Genomic DNA, 19,932 nt, shown 5'->3' with positions numbered 1-19,932 from the left:
GTTTCTTCTGTCGTTAAACAATATGTTAAAAATCCAAAAAAATTTTAATCAATTTATATTAAAAGAAGTGAAAACTGTTGATTTTTATACCCCTTTAAATAACACAATTGTCGGTAAGAAGCTTCTCCTTACCAATTGCAACTTAAAAAAAAGAAACAATACGCATTAAAAGATCTTTAAATGTCCTTTGGAAGTTTTTTGAATCCCCTAAAAAGTACAAAACCCGATGACTAAGCTATATCAACAATCTTCACTTTTAAACAAACAGATATGGGGAAATCCTACTGCCCAATTTTATTTAGCAACTCGTACCTTAAAAAAAATTACGCAATCAATAAGTTATTTACGGTATAAAATAAAATGGTGGGTGATGAGGGGATCGAACCCACGACCCGCTGATTAAGAGTCAGCTGCTCTACCGACTGAGCTAATCACCCATAAGCTTCTCAAAAGACGAGAATGAGCGTTTCTATAACGCTCCTAAGGATAGATGTCCAGATATTTTGTTGTTTGTTATATAAACTCATTGTCTGTAAGGTTAAAAATATGATATTCACCACTTGATCTTATATAAAAATAAACCCATTATAAGAGGCTTTATAAATAAATGTTCTGATTGTTATACAGAACCTATAGTTAGAGGATTATCGAGCATAATGCCCGAGCGAAAATTAGAGGAACCTTCTTGTGGTTGTAAGCGGGATGGGGCATCGTTTTGTTTTATCAACAATCACATGCATTCAAGCAATATTGTGCTGTTTTTTTCTTTGAATATAAGTTTTTTACATTCAATGTTCATGATCCAATATACGAATAAAAGCCTATGAATTTTTTTTGTCAATCGCGCGCTTTTAAGCTTCTAAAAGGTAATGAATGATGGAATGGATCACTGATCCCCATGCGTGGTTTGGTTTGATCACGCTGGTTTTTCTCGAAATTGTTTTAGGAATAGATAACCTTATCTTTATTGCAATTTTAGCTGAAAAATTGCCACTGCATTTGCGTGACCGCGCACGCTTTATAGGTCTTACTTTAGCATTAATTATGCGGCTTTTCCTTCTTACCGTTATTGGATGGGTTATGAGACTCGATAGGGTCATTCTTTCACTTTCATCTTTTGTATTTAGTTGGCATAGCTTTATTTTAATCGGTGGTGGAGCCTTTTTGCTCGCAAAGGGAACGCTAGAATTACATGAAAGGTTAGAAGGAGTATCACATGAAAGAAAAACAGGTGTTGGTTATGCTGTTTTTTGGCAAGTAATCGTCCAAGTCGTGGTGCTGGATGCCGTTTTTTCACTAGACAGTATTATTACCGCAACAGGTATGATTGCAAAAGAGCAGGCAGCAGTTATGTATATCGCAGTCATAGCTGCTATGGGAGTAATGATGTGCGGATCTGGTGCTCTTATGCGTTTTATTAATCGTCATCCCACTATTGTAATCCTTTGTCTTGGTTTTTTGATGATGATTGGTTTTACTCTCATTGTTGAAGGATTTGGTTTTCATATTCCAAAAGGGTATTTGTATGCTGCTATTGGTTTTTCTGTTCTCATCGAAGCTTTTAATCAAATTGGACGTCGTAACCGTGAAAAAATGATTAAAACGAATGATCTACGCAGTAGAACAGCTGATGCTGTTTTGAGGCTCTTAGGAGGAGGAAGCAAAGATAGTCACCTTGCTGAGACTGTAGATGTTATTGCTGAACAGGCCGCAGCTTCTGAGTTGTTTAGACCAGAAGAAAAGGAGATGATTCGTGGTGTTCTCGATTTAGCTGATCGCCCTGTTCGCTCTATCATGTCGCCGCGTAATGAGATTGAGTGGTTAGATTTAAATGCTGATGAAAATGAAATGCGTGAAGAATTACAAAAGGTTAAACATAGCCGCTTAATTCTTGCGCGTGAAAAAGTGGATGAATTTGTTGGCGTTGCGTTGACAAAAGATCTTCTTTTGAATTTGGCTGAGGGGAAAAAGATTAATTGGAAAAAAGCTATGCGAGAACCCCTCGTTGTTCATGAAAATACAAGTGTTTTACGATTGATGGAGCAATTACGTCATTCTTCGATTCAGCTTGCAATTATTGTTGATGAGCATGGATCTTTTGAAGGAATTGCAACACCAACCGATATTCTTGAAGCTATTGCAGGAGACTTTCCTGATGACGATGAAGAACTCATGATCGCAGAACAACTTGAAAATGGCAGTCTTCTTGTTGAGGGATATGCTGATATCCGCCGTTTAAGTGGTTATCTTGGGCGTAACCTTGTGGATGAAGCAGATCGTTATACGACTCTGGCAGGCTTTATGCTTTGGCAGTTTGGTCATTTACCAAATGAGGGAGAAAGCTTTGAAACTGATGGTTTACACTTTAAAGTGATTGAAATGGAACGCCGAAACATATCTAAAATCCTTATTTCTCCACTTGTATCACCAGAAAAAAGCTAATTCTTTTTATAAGCAAAATGAATAAAAAGATTTTTTTATGATTAAAAATTGAAACGAATAAGCAGTTGATAACTCAATTGCATTTCATTATTTTTATATTTTTTTTAAGCGTAAAGTAATGACATACAAAAGTTATATTATCAATGAACTTTCCATTATAAAAAATTTTCATTGATGATTGACGAAAAGCTGGAAGAAAGAAAATGGTGCAAAATTATTTGTCAATGGTCATTAACCTCAAAACAATGAATATATACAACATATTGATTTATAATAATTATTTATTACAATATTACCTTCACATCAAGAAAGCCTCTTTCAAACATCAGATTTCCGCCAATGGATAAAACTCCACCATTGTTGAGTTCACTCAACTGATGATGGCATCTTTAAACCAGACTCTGGCTCCTATAATCTTTTTAGATCTTCTTGATATTTCTTAAGGAGCTATTCCTTAGCTTTTGTTTCGATAAATTTAGCTATTTTTTTCCTTCCAAGAATGAAACTCCACCTCTCTGGAAAGCTCTTATTAAGAACTTTGTTTTTCTTCCAGATGGTTCATATTTTTTACTACTTTTGCAATGAAAGCGTAGCTGTGTTGCTTAGATTTGACTACTTCTTTGACTAAAGCCAATGCACGTTCAAAATGAAGCTGTTGGGTATTTTCATCAAAGCCTAAATGATCCTCTGCACCGAAACTTTGATAATAAGATTGTAAGGTTGCAACATCACCCAATAAAGCCAGTGCACCAATATGAAGTAAGCTATAATCTGCATCATATACCTTGAATAACCTTTATGTGCCTCCAACTTCACTCTATCGCCAAGGTGGTGCTCCATATCTGGAATAAAAGCATTTATGAAGATCAATTTTTTCTATCGCCTATTTCAAGACATAATCAAGCTTAATTCCAACCAATCTGCATATATTCCTTCTTCACAAACTCTCAACCCCTTTTTATCAAAATCAAGTTGTAGATCTTGTAAGTGCTGAGAATTGATAGGGATCAATTACCATACAGGCAGCAGCTAAAATACCAGTACTAATCGAAACTCCAACATCAAATTGCGAATAATCTTTGATAATTGCGTCATTATAAAGAATTTGTACTTCACAATCTGGGAGTTGATAACATGCTGAATAATTATCTAACTCTTTAATTTTTTCAACAGACCAATCAAGATTTTTGAAGAACACTGTTGCACTCTCCATGATTAAAAAATTCTTTGCTCTACCTCAAAAGAGGTTGTATCCATATCAAAAGTCAAAAGCAAAGCAGATTTTTGCAAACAAAAGTGATAACGCCGTGTAAGAGAAGAATCTTATCAATAAGGTCTTTGGTGATTTCTTTTGCAACGTCTAAACAAGATGGAATCTTACCCCCTAAAAAAATATAATAAAGTCAATAGGTTGTGTGCAATTATTCTATATGAATCCCATTTAAAATCTACACTTTTATACGTGATTTAATTAACCATTTTTCATAAACAATTACCATGTATGGATAGACCATAAAACGCATGTAAACATTCAAATGAAGTGAACACAGCTATCATTCATAACAGTTCATAAATTTTATGATACGTTTTTATCACACACAAATCGCATTATTAAAAACGTAATCGTTTGAAATTATCGATAACATAAATTGCATGCGTTTAAAGAATGGTATGGGGTTTACTCTTTTTTTGAGCTAAACCTTAAAAGAAATAATCATTTGAAACTATCATAAAATAGGTTTTAATTCATTAAGGGCACATAAAAGGATTTAAAGACAAGTCGATTTTAAAGCGCCGCTTACTAAAAAGTTAGTCAATAATAAGCAGACATTATATAGATATTATCATCACAACAGGTAATGAAATTGATAATGTTATGTCGTAGAAATCAAAAGATTTTTAATAATATAACGCAGGCAAACAAGCAAAAAACGTTTTAAAAGTTACAGTTTAAAAATACGAAACCAAATGAAGTCCCCTCAAATTTGAGTATACTTATTAAAATAAAGATAAGTAGATAAATTTCAAAAGGATTGCAATCATATTACAAAGGCATGGTGTTTTACTCAATTTTGAGTCAAAAGCGACAATATTAAAGACTGCTCTACTCTAAAGTTAACGAGCTCAAATTTGGGCTGATTAATTTTGCCAGCCCAAATATGGACCGGCTTATTTGCAGAGAAATTAAGTTTAAATGCAAAGTGAAAATACGCTTATGAGAACCTCACTAAATGAACGTTTAAACGTTTAGAGACATAAAATGATATCTCTATAAATACGTTTGAAACCTAGATTTATAACAGTTTAAAAGCCTTAGATTTTATAAAAAGCGGTTGTTTATTATCTTATGAAAAGCTACTTTTAAAAACCAATGTTCGTAAATGTAAACAACGGGTTTTGTTACAAATATTCACTTAATACGCATTTTCTCTTGAGAGTCTTGATATGAACCTACCAAGCATTGAGACATTTTGATAATGTACTTTGTGTCAAATGACCACTTCAAAAATGCGAGCGTTATTCTTAATACGCTTTATAGCCATACATAAAGTGTTTATAGGTTCTGTAATTCAAATGAGTGATTAAAGATCATATCTGTCATTTACGTTCCTTTTGATCAGTTTTAATCAATAGAATAGAGCGTTTGCAATATGATACGTTTTGTATACATGCATTCATTATTGATTTCTTTTGTATGATCTGTAGCACCTCTATTTACAAGCAGCGTCATATCAATGGCACAGCTTTCTTTTATGATGCGTTTATAACCATCAAAAAAGCGCCCCTACATCTGTCATTTATTCTGTTTATCAATCTTGATAACGTTATTGCTTTCATAAACCTCACAATTTATGGGAACCGAATATAAATCGCTATGTCTTTTTATTCTTGCATTGCCATATACATTACCTCTAATCACGATATAATCGGAGATCTTGGCATTGCCATAAACAGAGCCGTAGACCTTAGTATGACACCCCACGCTAGCATTGCCGTAAACCTTGCCTAACAACCGCATGATCATAAACTGCGGCATTGCTATGAATACGTGCACTACCGGATAATTTTGCATTTCCATAAACCCGCGCTTAATGATAAACTCAAACGTTATAAGAAAGATGAGCATTGTCATAAACATGAACACCAAAATACACATGGGTTTTATCACATATAAGGGTATTGCCATACACATAGCCACCAATGGCAGCATTGCCATAGCCCCTTATATTTTCATAAACACAACCAGATTTTACAACACAGACATTATCAGCAACCCAGCAATTACCATCATAAGAGAGATTGCTTTCATTTTCAATAAAAGCATCTAGATCGCCTTTTTTTACATCACCAAAATCGTTTAAAGCACAAATGCGATATAAGATATATGACCAGTCACGAAATCTATTTGATTGGTCAATTCATATTTTTGGGATGGTTTTTTCTTATTAACAGGAGCGGTTTTATTTGCAATGGAAGAAATAACGGAGATGTTTTTGATATAGTTGTCATATTCAAACTAATAATAACATATTCATTACCTAGTAGTAGAATACTAACTCCTACACCTGCATAAAGCGAAGCAATAATCCGCCCCTATGGCTATGCTGTATGACTATAATAGAACCCAAAACCATCATTGCTACACTCGCAACACCAGCAGCAAAACGGATCAAAAGGACTAAGTGTTAACGCCATGAAAATAATTAAGTGCACTCATCACTATAGCTGCACAAGATAGTATGCGAGGAGCAAGAAATATAATCCCAATTCTGCCAAACGTAAAGAACATACTCCCAACTAAATAACCACCATAATTAGCGTTCAGTATATAAGAAAGTTGATTAAAAGTAAACAATCCCTCATCCAACATAACTGGCAATATTGGTGTATAGAGAAATCACCAGATACCCACATCAAAACCATATCGAATACAGCATTTTGAAACAATTCAAATCTTAACGGTTGTTTTTTCCCCCTTATTATTCCTTTAACTGGTGATATTCCTCATCCGCGTTCCATATCACCATAACAGCCTTTAACTCCCAAAATAGAATAAAAGCAAATTTAGCTATCTATTTTAATGCTCAAAACAATATATTTAGCGATCTACTATCAACATCGCCAGATCAGTTTTACAATAACATATTGAATTAATATGTATTTTTATGTTATAAATGTTTATAGTTAAATTGAAAGCATATTTAGATAACCTTGCTTTTTTATCTCGATATTCAAAATGACTAACCGAAAAATTATATACGCAGCCGTAAATTTTACTTCTCTTAAAATCATTTGCTTATTCGCTGCAAAACTTAATAAACAACTCAAATAACCATTTTCATAAAAGAGGAAGTTGGCTTCTTTTTAGATAATATTATTTAATATGATATAAAGTTGAAAAATTTGGTGCACCCGACAGAATTCGAATCTGTGACCTCTGCCTTCGGAGGGCAGCGCTCTATCCAGCTGAGCTACGGGTGCTTCACACTGATTATTAAAATCAGTTATGGTCTTTTAACTAATCATACTCTTAGCTTCAATGCTAAATTATCATTCTAATAAAAAAATTACTCGTTTGTAATTTATCTAACGACGCATTCCTTTTACTTTTTAATGATACTTTACCTTGAAATAACTTCTCTTTATTCAATGCTCTTTTTATTATAAAAAGAGCTTTTATTACAACTTCAAAACTCTCAAAAATAAGTTACAACATAAATTATAAGTATCAGGATAATTTTTAAATGGCTACATTACCAAGTCGCTTTCATTTTATTTCCGCAGAAACTGAGGAGGCTATCAAAGCTACCCATAAATTAATTTCCGTTTATGGTCATTCTTCTCTGGAAGAAACTGATATTGTTGTTGCAATCGGTGGTGATGGGACAATGTTACAAACCGTACGAGATGTCATGAACACAGGCAAACCTATTTATGGTATGAATCAAGGTTCTGTAGGATTTCTTATGAATGAATTTCATGAAAAAAAATTGCCCAATCGTATTGCTGCCGCACATAAAAAAGAAATCCATCCCCTGCGCATGATTGCAAAATCTGAATGTCAAGATTCTATCGAGGCGCTTGCAATTAATGAAGTATCCCTCTTTCGGCAATCTTATCAAGCGGCAAAAATTCGCATCACCATTGATAACAACGTACGCATGGAACAATTAAGTTGTGATGGTGTCCTCGTCGCTACACCAGCTGGATCAACCGCCTATAATTTATCAGCACAAGGACCTATCTTACCTCTTATGGCTCCCCTTATGGCCCTCACTCCCGTTAGCCCTTTTCGCCCTCGGCGTTGGCATGGAGCTTTGCTTCCCGATACAGTAACAGTGCGCTTTGATATGCTTGAACCTGACAAACGCCCTGTAAACGCTGCTGCAGATAATATTGAAGTTAAATCTGTTCATTCAGTTACTATTTCAATGGCAACAGAAGTAACAGCTTCAATCCTTTTTGACTCAAATCATTCATGGGATGAGCGCATTTTATCAGAACAATTTCGCTATTAATGATTGTATTATGCGTTTTATATGTATATGATTGTTATAGTTAGTTTTTTTTGTGAAAACATCTTAATACTTTTAAAGAGTGTAGAATATTGGTTATAATCATCATTAGATAGCGCAGTTAAAGTCACAGAGCAGTTGATAAAAAAATGATACCATCTTTAAACAGTTTTGATGATTTAGGTCTTTCCGCAAAGGTTATTAATGCGGTGAAATCAGCGGGGTATACAGCTCCGACACCTATTCAAAGTGAAACAATTCCGCATGTCCTTCAAAGAAAAGACGTTTTAGGAATCGCCCAAACGGGAACAGGTAAAACCGCCTCTTTCGTATTGCCTATGCTCACTCTCCTTGAAAAAGGTCGTGCAAGAGCACGAATGCCCCGTACACTCATCTTAGAACCAACAAGAGAAATTGCAGCTCAAGTTGAAGAAAATTTCGATAAATACGGAATAAATCATCGTTTAAATGTTGCTCTTTTGATTGGTGGAGTTTCTTTTGAACTCCAAGATCGCAAACTTGAACGGGGAGCTGATGTTCTTATAGCAACACCAGGGCGCCTTCTTGATCATTGCGAGCGCGGTAAACTACTCCTGATGGGCGTTGAAATCCTTGTGATTGATGAAGCTGATCGCATGTTGGATATGGGCTTTATTCCTGATATTGAACGTATCTGTAAGCTAACCCCTTTTACGCGTCAAACTTTGTTCTTTTCTGCAACAATGGCGCCAGAAATTACAAAACTAACGAAACAATTTTTACATTCTCCCGTATCTGTTGAAGTTACAAAAGCTTCCTCAACAGCTACCACAATTACACAACGGCTTGTCAAATCTGGAAATAAATCATGGGATAAAAGAGCGGTTTTACGAGAGCTTATCCAAAATGAAGGTGCAGAGCTTCAAAATGCAATCATTTTCTGTAATCGAAAGAGAGATATTTCTGAACTTTTTAGATCGCTCATCAAACATAACTTTAATGTAGGGGCACTTCATGGAGATATGGACCAATATTCGCGCATGAACACCCTAGCTGATTTTAAAAATAATAAACTTACACTTCTTGTTGCTTCTGATGTTGCTGCCCGTGGACTCGATATTCCAGCTGTAAGTCATGTATTTAACTATGATGTTCCTACACATGCTGAAGACTATATCCATCGAATTGGTCGTACAGGGCGTGCAAATCGTAGCGGAAAAGCCTTTACAATCGTTACAAAAGCTGATCAAAAATATATCAATGCCATCGAGGAAATGAGTAATGAAAAAATTGAATGGCTCAATGGAGATCTCTCAACTTTAATAGCCGATGATCAAACAGAAGATATTGTTGTAAAGAAAAAATCTTCAAAACCATCAAAGAAAACTACTCCAAAAGAGACTGTTGCTCACACTAAAAAATCTGTAGAAGAGAATAAAACAGAATATATCAAAAATGCAAATAATAAGGAGAAGCCATCTGAGCAACAACGCTCACGAAAAAATAAGAATTACACACCTATTGGATTTGGTGATGATATTCCTGCTTTCATGCTTATAAAAACGTGTAAATAAACCCGTTCTCTACTCTCTTTTAGAGTGAAATGAACGAAATACTTTTAAAAAATCCGCTCTTATTTCCTAGAGAGCCTTTCCGTTACCTTTTCACGCCCTAAAAGCTGCAAAATTTTTCCCATTTCAGGTCCATGATCCATGCCCGTAAGTGCCTGACGTAATGGCATAAATAAAGCTTTTCCTTTTCGACCTGTTTTTTCTTTTAATGCTGTTGTCCAAATTTTCCAACTTTCCTCATTCAAAGCACCTTCAGGTAAGAAATCGAGTGATTGGTGCACAAAAGCACGATCCTCTAGTGCTACTGTATCAAAATTCTGTTCATCATGAATGATTTTCCACCAAAAAACAGCATCATTGACTTTATTAATATTGCTTCTTATCGCGTTCCAGAAATATTCCGCCTTATCTCCCTCAATAGAAAGTTTTTTAAGGCGCATTTTTACTTCCTCATAGGTTAACTCATGGACAAGATGACTATTCAAAGCAAGAAGATCAGCAATATCAAATTTTGCAACGGATCTTGACGTATCTTGGAGATTAAAATGCTCTAAAAGCGCAGCTTGATTGGGATAGGGATGCACATTTTGCGATGTCCCAATCAAAACGGCAAGGCATTGAACAGCTATAGATTCAAATCCTTCTTCCCGTAGAGAACGAATAGAAAGATCATTATTACGTTTTGAAAATCCTTTTCCTAAAACTGTCGCCAATAAATTGGTATGAGCAAAAACCGGTAATTCTGCATTAAGAGCTTTAAAAAGAGCAATTTGAGCGCCTGTATTTGTAATATGATCATCCCCACGAATAATATGCGTAATAGCCATATCTACATCATCAACAATAGACGGCAATGTATAAAGATAGGTTCCATCTTCACGAATAAGAACAGGATCTGAAAGAGAAGCTAAATCAATCGTCTGCTTTCCCTTTATTGCATCATTCCAGCAAACTTCTGTTCGCTTTGTGTGTAAAGGATCACTTTCAAAATTAGGAAGAAGAAAACGCCAATGGGGTTTACGACCTTGTGATTCAAAGTTTTTTCTCTCTTCTGTTGTCAACTTCAATGCTGCACGGTCATAAACAGGAGGCAATTTGCGTGAAAGCTGGATTTTACGACGCCGCTCTAATTCCTCTGTTGTCTCATAACAAGGATAAAGAAGGCCACGTTGTTTGAGAATTTCTGCCACTTCATCATATCGATTAAATCGCTTGGATTGGTAATAAATTGCATCTGGTTGAATACCAAGCCATTCAAGGTCAACAGCAATAGCATCGATATATTCTTGTTTAGAACGTTCAATATCTGTATCATCATAGCGTAAAATAAATTCTCCCTTATACGCTTGCGCATAAAGCCAGTTGAAAAGCGCAATACGGATATTGCCAATATGAATATAACCTGTTGGAGAGGGAGCAAAACGAACTTTAACCATAAAATAATACTCAATTTTTATCGCGAAAATGATTGACTATAGGATAGCGACGATCGCGTCCGAAATTTTTGTAACTGATTTTTACACCAGGCGCAGATTGACGCCTTTTATATTCGGCACCATAAAGAAGCTGTTCAACTTTCGCAACAGTTTCTCGTGAATGTCCACGTTTAACAATATCACAAATACTCATGTCATTTTCTACAAGATATTGTAATATATCATCTAAAATAGGATAAGGCGGAAGAGAATCTTCATCTTTTTGATTTTCCCGCAGCTCTGCAGAGGGTGCTTTTTCTATAATATTGGATGGAATGATCATTCCTTCTGGTCCTCTCAAATTGTGCAAGTGATTTTTATTGCGCCACTCCGCTAATGCATAAACCTGCATTTTATAAATATCTTTAAGAGGATTAAACCCGCCATTCATATCCCCATACAGTGTTGCATATCCCACAGCCATTTCTGACTTATTGCCTGTCGTTACCACCATTGAGCCGAATTTATTTGAAAGCGCCATTAAAAGTGTACCGCGTATACGACTTTGAAGATTTTCCTCTGTGACGTCAGAGGGTAACCCTGAAAAAACAGATGCCATTGTCTTTAAAAAAGCCTCAACAGGTTGTGCAATCGGTATGATTTCATAACGACATCCCAAAAGATCAGCACATTCTTTGGCATCTTTTAATGATTCTTGCGAAGTATAATGATAGGGCATCATAATGGTGCGAACCCTCTCAGCACCAAGAGCATCCACCGCCATTGCCGTACACAGGGCTGAATCAATTCCTCCTGAAAGACCAAGAATAACATCCTTAAAGCCGTTTTTATTAACGTAATCTTTCAACCCCAAAACACAAGCTTGATAATCAGCCGCTAATCCATTGAGAAGACTTTCATTAGGACCTGAAATACAGTGCCATCCCGTCGTTGTTTTTTGCCAATGGCTTAAAGCAATATGGCTATCAAAGTGTTTCATTTGAAATATCTTTTTGCCTTGTCCATTCAAGGCAAAAGACCCACCATCAAAAACGAGCTCATCTTGACCACCTACTTGATTAGCGTAGATAATTGGCACTCCAGATTGTAGAGCCTGTGTATGAACAACGTCTATACGTTTTAATGTTTTATTACGATAATAAGGAGATCCGTTAAGGACAAGAATAATTTCCGCTCCTTTATCTTTAAGCTCTGTACTAAGAGAGGAATCATTCCAAAGATCCTCACAAATGACTATTCCTAATTTAATTCCATGATAGACAATAGGCTGAGGACGTGGACCTGAAGAAAATAAACGCTTTTCATCAAATTCAGCATAATTAGGTAAATCAAACTTCAAACATTCGGCAATGACTCTCCCTTCATCAAGAACCATGACAGCGTTGTAAATATTACCATTGCGCCTTAATGGAAGACCAATGACAATTCCTGGTCCGCCTACGGTTATCTTTGCTAATTTCTCAACAGTCTCTTCACATGTTTTTGTAAAAGCAGGTTTTAGAACAAGATCTTCCGGCGGATAAGCACTTATAAAAAGTTCCGTGAATAAAACAAGATCAGCCCCCTCTTCTTTGGCCTTTTGATGCGCCATGACAGCTAAAGAAAAATTCCCCTCAATATCACCGACAATAGGATTTAATTGGGCAATTGATACCCGAAAATCATTTTTCATAAGCCTTTGTATCATTTCATCAGTTTAGCAACCACAACTTTATTCTTCATCATCGGAAACATCATTTTTTAAAATTCTTTTCTGCCATAATGACCTAAAAATATTAGGCAAATTTTTGCCTACCCCCCAGCAGCAATTGCTAACGATTCAGTCACGCGATTTTTTTTAAGGAGTTCAGCAACAAGAAAAGCCAATTCTAACGCTTGATCTGCATTTAACCGTGGATCACATTGCGTATGATAACGATCAGATAAATCGTCCACAGAAATGGCGTGCGCCCCTCCTGTACATTCAGTAACATCACGACCTGTCATCTCAATATGAATGCCTCCTGGATAAGTTCCTTCTCCACGATGCACTGCAAAAAAATTCTCTACTTCTTTTAAAACATAATCAAAAGGACGCGTCTTATAACCATTGGCAGTAATTGTATTGCCATGCATTGGATCACATGACCATATAACCGCACGCTTCTCGCGTTCAACAGCACGGATGAGTTTAGGCAGATAACTTTCAACTTTATCATAACCAAAGCGCGTAATGAGAGTAAGCCGCCCCAACTCGTTTTCAGGATTTAAAATATCAATTAATTTTAAAAGCTCATCAGGTTCAATGGAAGGACCACATTTTAATCCTATAGGATTCTTAATGCCGCGACAATATTCAACGTGAGCATGGTCAATCTGACGCGTACGGTCACCAATCCATAACATATGACCAGATGTTGCATACCAATTTCCTGAAGTTGAATCAATCCGAGTCAAAGCCTCTTCATAACCAAGCAACAGTGCTTCATGACTGGTATAAAAAGATGTTTCACGCAATGAAGAATGTGTTTTGGATGTAATCCCTATAGAACGCATAAAATCAATTGCTTCAGAAATACGCTCTGCCAATAATTCATAACGTTCTCCCTGCGGACTGTTAGAAACAAAACTCAACATCCATGTGTGAACATTTTCTAAATTAGCATAGCCACCTTGTGAAAAAGCACGCAATAGATTAAGTGTTGCCGCAGATTGGCGATAAGCCATAGACATCCGTTGCGGATCTGGAATACGAGAACCGGCTTCAAATTCAATGCCATTAATAATATCCCCACGATAAGCAGGAAATTCAACTCCCTCTTTTCTTTCAATATCAGAAGAGCGAGGCTTTGCAAATTGACCAGCAATACGACCAATTTTAACAACCGGTTTAGAACTACCAAAGGTCAAAACAATCGCCATTTGCAAAAATACACGAAAAAAATCACGAATATTATCAGCTTCATGTTCTGCAAAGCTTTCGGCACAATCACCACCTTGCAATAAAAAAGCTTGGCCTTTCGCAACGGCTGCTAATTCATTTTTTAAATCACGTGCTTCACCGGCAAAAACTAAAGGAGGATACCTTCTCAGTTTTCGCTCAACATCTTCTAACATAGACTTATCCGGATAAGTCGGAACTTGTTTAATTGGCCTTGTTCTCCAAGTGTCAGGCGCCCATTCTTTTATCATTACACTCTCTCTAAAGATTAATCTTACAGATTAGCATATCAAAAGCTTTTTACCGCAATATATGCTGTTTAACTTTCTATTTTCTTCCCATTTTCATATATATAACTTGGTTTATACATCGTTACTAATTCTTCTGCCATCGTTGGATGCACTGCCATCGTCTCATCAAAGATATCCTTCGTCAGCTTACCCTTGAGAGATATCCCTATAAGCTGAGCCATCTCACCAGCATTTTCCCCTAAAATATGAGCGCCCACAACAATACGGCTTTCACCATCAACAATGAGTTTCATAAGCATTTTCTCTGAACTACCAGAAAGAATATTACGCATAGGACGAAAAACTGTACGATAAATTTCAAGACGCTTATAACGCTTTACCGCCTCCTCTTCTGAAAGACCAACCGTTCCAATCTCTGGCTGTGAAAAAACTGCTGTTGTAATTAAATCATAATCAGGTGTTGTTGGAATATTTTCAAATGCTGTCTTAACAAAACACATTGCATCATGAATCGCAACGGGTGTTAATTGAATATGACCTGTTACATCACCAACAGCCCAAATATGGGGGATATTTGTTGTCATTTTCTCATCAACAACAACTGCACCAAATTCATTCACCTTAACACCTGCCCGCTCAAGTCTTAAACCCGTTGTATTTGGTACACGCCCCGTAGCCAACATAATCTGATCGGCTCTGATTATTTTCCCATTTGATAAAACAACTTCATAACAATTTTCTGCAGCCTGCACTTTAGAAATTGTTATGCCATAGAGAATAGAAATCCCTTTTTCAATCATTGCATCGCTGAGCAATTGCCGCAAATCATGATCAAAATTACGAAGGATTAAATCACCACGATGAAGGAGTGTTGTTTTTACACCTAATTCATGAAAAATATTAGCAAATTCAACACCAATATACCCTCCACCAACAATCACTATTGATTTTGGGAGTTGATTAAGGTCAAAAATCTCATTAGAAGTAAGGCAAAATTCACCGCCTTCTATGGACGTATTTGGTGCAAGTTTTGCCCCTGTTGCAATCAAAATTTTTTCTGCACTTACCCGCTCACCCGTGGCAGAAAGCTCTAATGTGTGATCATCTATAAAAGTAGCACGACTTTCATAAATATGCACATTGTTATTTTCTAATCCCTTACGATACAACCCTTCTAACCTTGATATTTCTTTATTTTTAGCTGCAACCAACTTTTCCCAGCTAAAAATTGGATCCGCATATTCCCACCCAAAACCAACACTTTTCTTAAATTCTTTTACATATTGTGATGCATAAACATAAAGTTTTTTGGGAACGCAACCACGAATAACACAAGTGCCCCCTATACGATATTCCTCTGCTATAGCGACCCGCTTGCCAAGACCTCCAGCAAGCCGTGCTGCACGCACTCCACCAGAACCACTTCCAATAACAAATAAATCAAAGTCAAAAGAGCCCACGAATTATTCCTTCTTATACATCTGCAAGAGTAGGCTAAGATCTTTTATTATCAAATGAAAGTCTTTTTTTTGAAGAAGCCTTTTTTATAAAGCAGTATTCTAAAAAGACTTATTCTCATTAAAATATTTAAAACGGCGGGAAAACCGCCGCTATTAAAAAAATCAGAAATTGCCTATTGTTGTCATGATATCGATCAAGCTATTTTTTATTTTCTGAAGATTCTGATTTTATAGGCATATTTGTAGGCATAGTAGAATTATTCAAATTAAGTGTTTCAGACATCTCTTTTTTCACATTTTCTACAAGATCCCGCATAAGAGCAGTACGCCATATATCAAATGCTGAATAAGAATCACGTGCAATATTGGGGACTTCTGTCAAAAACTTTTTACCGGTATCAGAATTATAAAATGTTGTTATCGCATCAAGCTCTTTTTGAGTAAAATATTTTGCATATACATGAGCAATCTCTTTTTCTAGATCAGAGCGCCTTTTAATTAAAGCAAGCGCCTGCTTATCAACAATATCAGAAATAGCTGTTGCCAAATTCGGATCATCGCTAATCAGTTCATTTTTGAAATCATGGACCGCATTTGGTAAAAAGCTATCAAATTGATCCGTTGCATGAATAGCTCTGATTGCCTTTCGCGCTGAATCTAAATGTTGATCACTCACACCTTGTGCATAAGCCATGCCAACATTCACAACAAAAATAGCAATTGCACTAAAATATACGACAAAACGCTGAAAAGAAAATATTATTTTCATTTAATGATTACCCCGATCGCTAATTATAATTTTAATTCGTTATTCTACCTAAAATCTTTAAGACCCTTTTTTACTGTGCTAACATATCATCATGTAAATGCCTTTTCTAAAAATCAAACGGTTCTAAAACTTTTATTTGACCATCAGCCATAGCGACAATTGCACGTGAAGCCAACCCCAAAAAAAGGCCATGCTCAACAACACCAGGAATAGCAAGAAGTGCATCTGATAATGGTTTTGGTTGCAAAATGCAGCCCCAAAATGCATCAAGAATAAAATGGCCACCATCTGTTTCAAAAGGATTTTTTCCATTCATTCGCAATGCAATTTTTCCAGAAAGCCCTAAATCATCAGCGACTTTTTCAATGGCTCTGCATGTTGTGTGGATACCAAATGGATTAACTTCAATTGGTAGTGCAAAAGCACCAAGTCTTTTTACCACCTTTGTTTCATCCGCAATGACAAGCATTGCACGAGATGCCGACGCTACAATTTTTTCATACAACAATGCTCCCCCTCCCCCTTTAATGAGCATCATCTCAGGACCAATTTCATCTGCTCCGTCAATATCAAGATCCAGCTCAGGTATTTGTTCTAAAGTGCTAACAGGCACTCCAAACTTATGACAGAGTTGTTCAGAATATTTTGAAGTAGCAACACCAGTCACCCGCAAACCATCCGCAACACGCTCACCTAGAAGACGAATAAATTCATTGACTGTCGAACCAGATCCGATACCAAGCCGCATACCATCTTCAACAAACTCAAGCGCTTTAATAGCTGCCATTTTTTTTAACTGCTGAACATTCATGAATGACTTTGCCTTCTATCCGTATAAGCAGCATTTATCACCCCTATTACCACCGATAATAATGATAATAAAAGATAACCTCTTGACGCAATCTATTTAAATTGACCATCATCTCTTGCTTGAAGAGATGTTACTCGTTATAGAAATATATGATAAGAATAAAATAGAATAATCAACAATTATCTTTTTTATTTCTTTGAGAATATTTGTTAGCATTTTTCTCATTCAATAAGAATTTTTGATTTATTTTGTGCTATCAATAGGATGCACAAAGATGCACATATCAATTTTTTTGAAAAAATTAAAATGATCAGATATAAAAAATCATCCATTTCTAGAAAACTGTAGATTATTATCTCATTTCAATAACGTTGATAAACTTACCAATTTAAATACCGTAAAATATTATGAGAAAAGTCTTCTGTTATTTTTTGTTTTGTCATTATCCAAATGTGAAGCAAAATATGACTGATTATATGTTTTTATGAATGCTGTCTGTGCATATTCCATGGTCTATGAAACCCTAGCGAAGACCAAATAATATCTCCACCTTTGGTCATCATAACGCTTCCTCGTGATAACAATTGTTGAGGTATAAATACCATTTTTGCCTTCTTGTAACAAGTTGGATTATGCATCACAAATGTCTGAATGAGAATATCTGCCTCTACACATTGATCTGTTTCTCTCTGTAAAACGATCACTTTTAATCCATTATCCAATAAAGATGTACATACATGATAATCACAAATAAATTGTCCGTGCAACGAAGGACCATATTTTGTTGGTTTAATCGTTTCATTCACACGAAATGACTTTTTCCATATGGATGTCGTGAACTTAGAAATATGGTAACGATCAATATATAATTTTTTATCATGAATAACGCCCACGAGGCGCATATTATCTGCTATAATCAGTTGTACAGGTGAATGCAATACACAAATAGAAATACCTGCCAAAATAAACAAACTAAAAAAGAGCCGGATGGGTGTTTTGCAAAAAGTCAGTCCAACCAAGCCTATACTCAATAAAACTAACGCTGATAACGGCATAAAACCAGGATTCAAATCAGGAGAAATAGCCTTGATAGCATGTGCAATCTTTATTACAAGATCAACTCCAAAACCCATAATTTGAAGAGGAAGCCATTCGAATCCTCCTAACATTGCAAGAACTGCGATTAATCCAAAGGGAATGACAAAAATTGAGATGACAGGCAAAGCAAAAGCATTACTGATAATGCTCAACGATGCCATATTAGAAAAATGATAAGCAGCATAAATTCCACTTGCACTCCCTGCAACAAAGGAAGAAGCACATGTTGAAAGCATCGATAAGAAAACAAAATTTATCACTCCTCCTCCAACATAAGAGGGAGTTGTTTTTCTTTTACGAAAAAATGACCTTCCACTCCACCAATCAAAAAAAGCGATCAAAGCAGCAGTCGCAGAAAAAGACATTTGAAAGCTAGGACCTAATATTTCATGGGGTGTCATCGCTAGAGTTATCAACCCTGCAATGGAAAAATTACGCATTGTTATAGCAGAGCGATTACACAATATAGCAACCAACATAACAGCAATCATCACAAAACTTCTTTGCGCTGATATTGCTAAGCCCGACAATAACAAATAAAAAGCTGTTATCATAAAAGCAACGATAGCAGCAAATTTTTTACTGGAATAATAGGAAGAAAAAACTGGAAAAAATGCTAAAAAACTACGGATACTCAAAAGAACTATGCCGCTTAACAACGCCATATGTAAACCTGATATTGATAAAATATGAGCTAATCCAGCTGTACGTAATGCTTCATTTGTCTCATTTGAAATACCAGCACGCTGCCCTGTTATGAGGGCAGCTGCAACACTCCCCTTTTCTCCTTCAAGGGCTATACGGATTCTTTGTGTCATCTTCGTGCGTAAATTTTCAATTTTCTGTAGAATGATAGCGAATATTCCATCAGGCTGCGAAACGGATATTTTTCTTGGTTTTCCTAAATAAACGCCTTGTGCTCCAATTCTTTTAAAATAATTATGAAAACTAAAATCGTAGCCTCCTGGACGCACCGGCCCAGAGAATGCACGAATCTTAACTTTTCCATGCAATCCATCACCAATCGCTAAGCCAGATGGCAAATATCTTGCCGATAAACGAACACGATGAAGACTATGGCGTAATACGGGATTTTCTGTATTCAAAATATCCAAAACTAAACGAAATCCTCCTTTGGCACCTGACTCAATAGAAACAATTCTTCCCGTCAATGTAGTGACAATGTCACTGCTTAGCATGGGTGTTGCAATACGCCACGTTTCTATTTTTGCCGCTAAAGCACCCAATATAATACAAAACAGAAACCCCACGGGAATCGATATTTTTCGATAAAAACGTGCTACATAGAATATTCCCAGAAAAATACTGACCAACGCCCCCAATTGTCCCCAACTTGGTTCCCACTCTAAATGAAAATAGAAAATGATTCCTAGGGCAAAAAAGACTAAAATCAGCGAAAAAAGGATACCAAAAGAAACTTCTTTATTAATACAATCTTCTAACCATTTGCGAAAAAAAATGATTACTTCTTTTAAGAGTGTCAATAAAAAAAGTTTTTGTTGATTATAGCTACTGTTCTTTGCATCATCATACCTAGAAAAAACACTCTGCCCTATCTGACATGGCTTTTTTCTTTCTGTAACAGATTTTTCGGATAAACCCTCTTTACTTTTATAAAACATCAGTCCCCCACTTTAACTCGCAATACGGCTATTGCA

General features: G+C 36.0%; 14 protein-coding genes and 2 tRNA genes. 3 read left to right on the top strand and 13 right to left on the bottom strand.

Annotation, left to right across the window (positions count from 1 at the left end):
• Window positions 1-361: 361 nt before the first annotated feature.
• Window positions 362-437: transfer RNA gene (locus tag ACFIM6_RS06465), tRNA-Lys, on the bottom strand.
• Window positions 438-873: 436 nt separating this feature from the next.
• On the opposite strand from ACFIM6_RS06465, the gene ACFIM6_RS06460 reads away from it, so the two are divergent.
• Window positions 874-2,442: a TerC family protein gene (locus tag ACFIM6_RS06460; RefSeq protein WP_375612149.1), complete on the top strand. Its 1,569-nt coding sequence runs from the start codon at window positions 874-876 to the stop codon at window positions 2,440-2,442.
• Between the two features lie 529 nt (window positions 2,443-2,971).
• Here the strand turns inward: ACFIM6_RS06460 and ACFIM6_RS06455 are convergent.
• From ACFIM6_RS06455 to ACFIM6_RS06435, 5 genes are all read right to left on the bottom strand, one after another.
• Window positions 2,972-3,196 carry a hypothetical protein gene (locus ACFIM6_RS06455; RefSeq protein ID WP_375612168.1) on the bottom strand — a complete coding sequence of 75 codons (225 nt, stop codon included), beginning with the start codon at window positions 3,194-3,196 and terminating at the stop codon, window positions 2,972-2,974.
• 213 nt (window positions 3,197-3,409) lie between these two features.
• Window positions 3,410-3,655, bottom strand: coding sequence for a hypothetical protein (locus ACFIM6_RS06450; protein WP_375612148.1), 246 nt, complete (start codon window positions 3,653-3,655; stop codon window positions 3,410-3,412).
• A 1,581-nt stretch (window positions 3,656-5,236) separates the two neighbouring features.
• Window positions 5,237-5,521: a hypothetical protein gene (locus ACFIM6_RS06445; RefSeq protein WP_375612147.1), complete on the bottom strand. Its 285-nt coding sequence runs from the start codon at window positions 5,519-5,521 to the stop codon at window positions 5,237-5,239.
• A 600-nt stretch (window positions 5,522-6,121) separates the two neighbouring features.
• On the bottom strand, window positions 6,122-6,313 hold the full coding sequence (locus ACFIM6_RS06440; protein WP_375612146.1) for a hypothetical protein: 192 nt from the start codon (window positions 6,311-6,313) through the stop codon (window positions 6,122-6,124).
• Window positions 6,314-6,847: 534 nt separating this feature from the next.
• Window positions 6,848-6,924 (bottom strand) — tRNA-Arg (locus ACFIM6_RS06435).
• A 263-nt stretch (window positions 6,925-7,187) separates the two neighbouring features.
• On the opposite strand from ACFIM6_RS06435, the gene ACFIM6_RS06430 reads away from it, so the two are divergent.
• On the top strand, window positions 7,188-7,961 hold the full coding sequence (locus ACFIM6_RS06430) for an NAD kinase (RefSeq protein WP_375612145.1): 774 nt from the start codon (window positions 7,188-7,190) through the stop codon (window positions 7,959-7,961).
• Window positions 7,962-8,107: 146 nt separating this feature from the next.
• Entirely contained in the window at window positions 8,108-9,511 is a 1,404-nt protein-coding gene (locus ACFIM6_RS06425) for a DEAD/DEAH box helicase (protein WP_375612144.1), read from the top strand.
• A 59-nt stretch (window positions 9,512-9,570) separates the two neighbouring features.
• On the opposite strand, the gene gltX is transcribed toward ACFIM6_RS06425, so the two are convergent.
• The 7 genes from gltX to ACFIM6_RS06390 all read right to left on the bottom strand — a co-directional run bounded on the left by gltX (window position 9,571) and on the right by ACFIM6_RS06390 (window position 19,896).
• On the bottom strand, window positions 9,571-10,944 hold the full coding sequence (gene gltX / locus ACFIM6_RS06420; RefSeq protein ID WP_273790689.1) for a glutamate--tRNA ligase: 1,374 nt from the start codon (window positions 10,942-10,944) through the stop codon (window positions 9,571-9,573).
• Window positions 10,945-10,954: 10 nt separating this feature from the next.
• The gene (locus ACFIM6_RS06415) at window positions 10,955-12,616 is read right to left on the bottom strand and encodes an NAD+ synthase (protein WP_375612143.1); all 1,662 of its coding nucleotides are present in this window, start codon (window positions 12,614-12,616) and stop codon (window positions 10,955-10,957) included.
• Window positions 12,617-12,735: 119 nt separating this feature from the next.
• Window positions 12,736-14,115, bottom strand: coding sequence for a class II 3-deoxy-7-phosphoheptulonate synthase (locus ACFIM6_RS06410; protein ID WP_375612142.1), 1,380 nt, complete (start codon window positions 14,113-14,115; stop codon window positions 12,736-12,738).
• Between the two features lie 68 nt (window positions 14,116-14,183).
• Window positions 14,184-15,575 (bottom strand): glutathione-disulfide reductase, encoded by a 1,392-nt coding sequence (gene gor / locus ACFIM6_RS06405; protein WP_375612141.1) that lies wholly within the window; start codon window positions 15,573-15,575, stop codon window positions 14,184-14,186.
• A 199-nt stretch (window positions 15,576-15,774) separates the two neighbouring features.
• A complete protein-coding gene (locus ACFIM6_RS06400; RefSeq protein WP_375612140.1) occupies window positions 15,775-16,344 on the bottom strand; it encodes a DUF2059 domain-containing protein in 570 nt (189 codons plus the stop codon).
• A gap of 106 nt (window positions 16,345-16,450) precedes the next feature.
• The gene (rpiA, locus tag ACFIM6_RS06395; RefSeq protein WP_375612139.1) at window positions 16,451-17,155 is read right to left on the bottom strand and encodes a ribose-5-phosphate isomerase RpiA; all 705 of its coding nucleotides are present in this window, start codon (window positions 17,153-17,155) and stop codon (window positions 16,451-16,453) included.
• A gap of 482 nt (window positions 17,156-17,637) precedes the next feature.
• On the bottom strand, window positions 17,638-19,896 hold the full coding sequence (locus ACFIM6_RS06390) for a ComEC/Rec2 family competence protein (RefSeq protein ID WP_375612138.1): 2,259 nt from the start codon (window positions 19,894-19,896) through the stop codon (window positions 17,638-17,640).
• Window positions 19,897-19,932: the final 36 nt, after the last annotated feature.

The sequence above is a fragment of the Bartonella sp. AA9NXGY genome (genome assembly GCF_042196845.1).
Classification (GTDB): Bacteria; Pseudomonadota; Alphaproteobacteria; order Rhizobiales; family Rhizobiaceae; genus Bartonella.
Note: the sequence above shows the minus strand (reverse complement) of the source record. Positions and strands in the feature narration are given on the sequence as shown.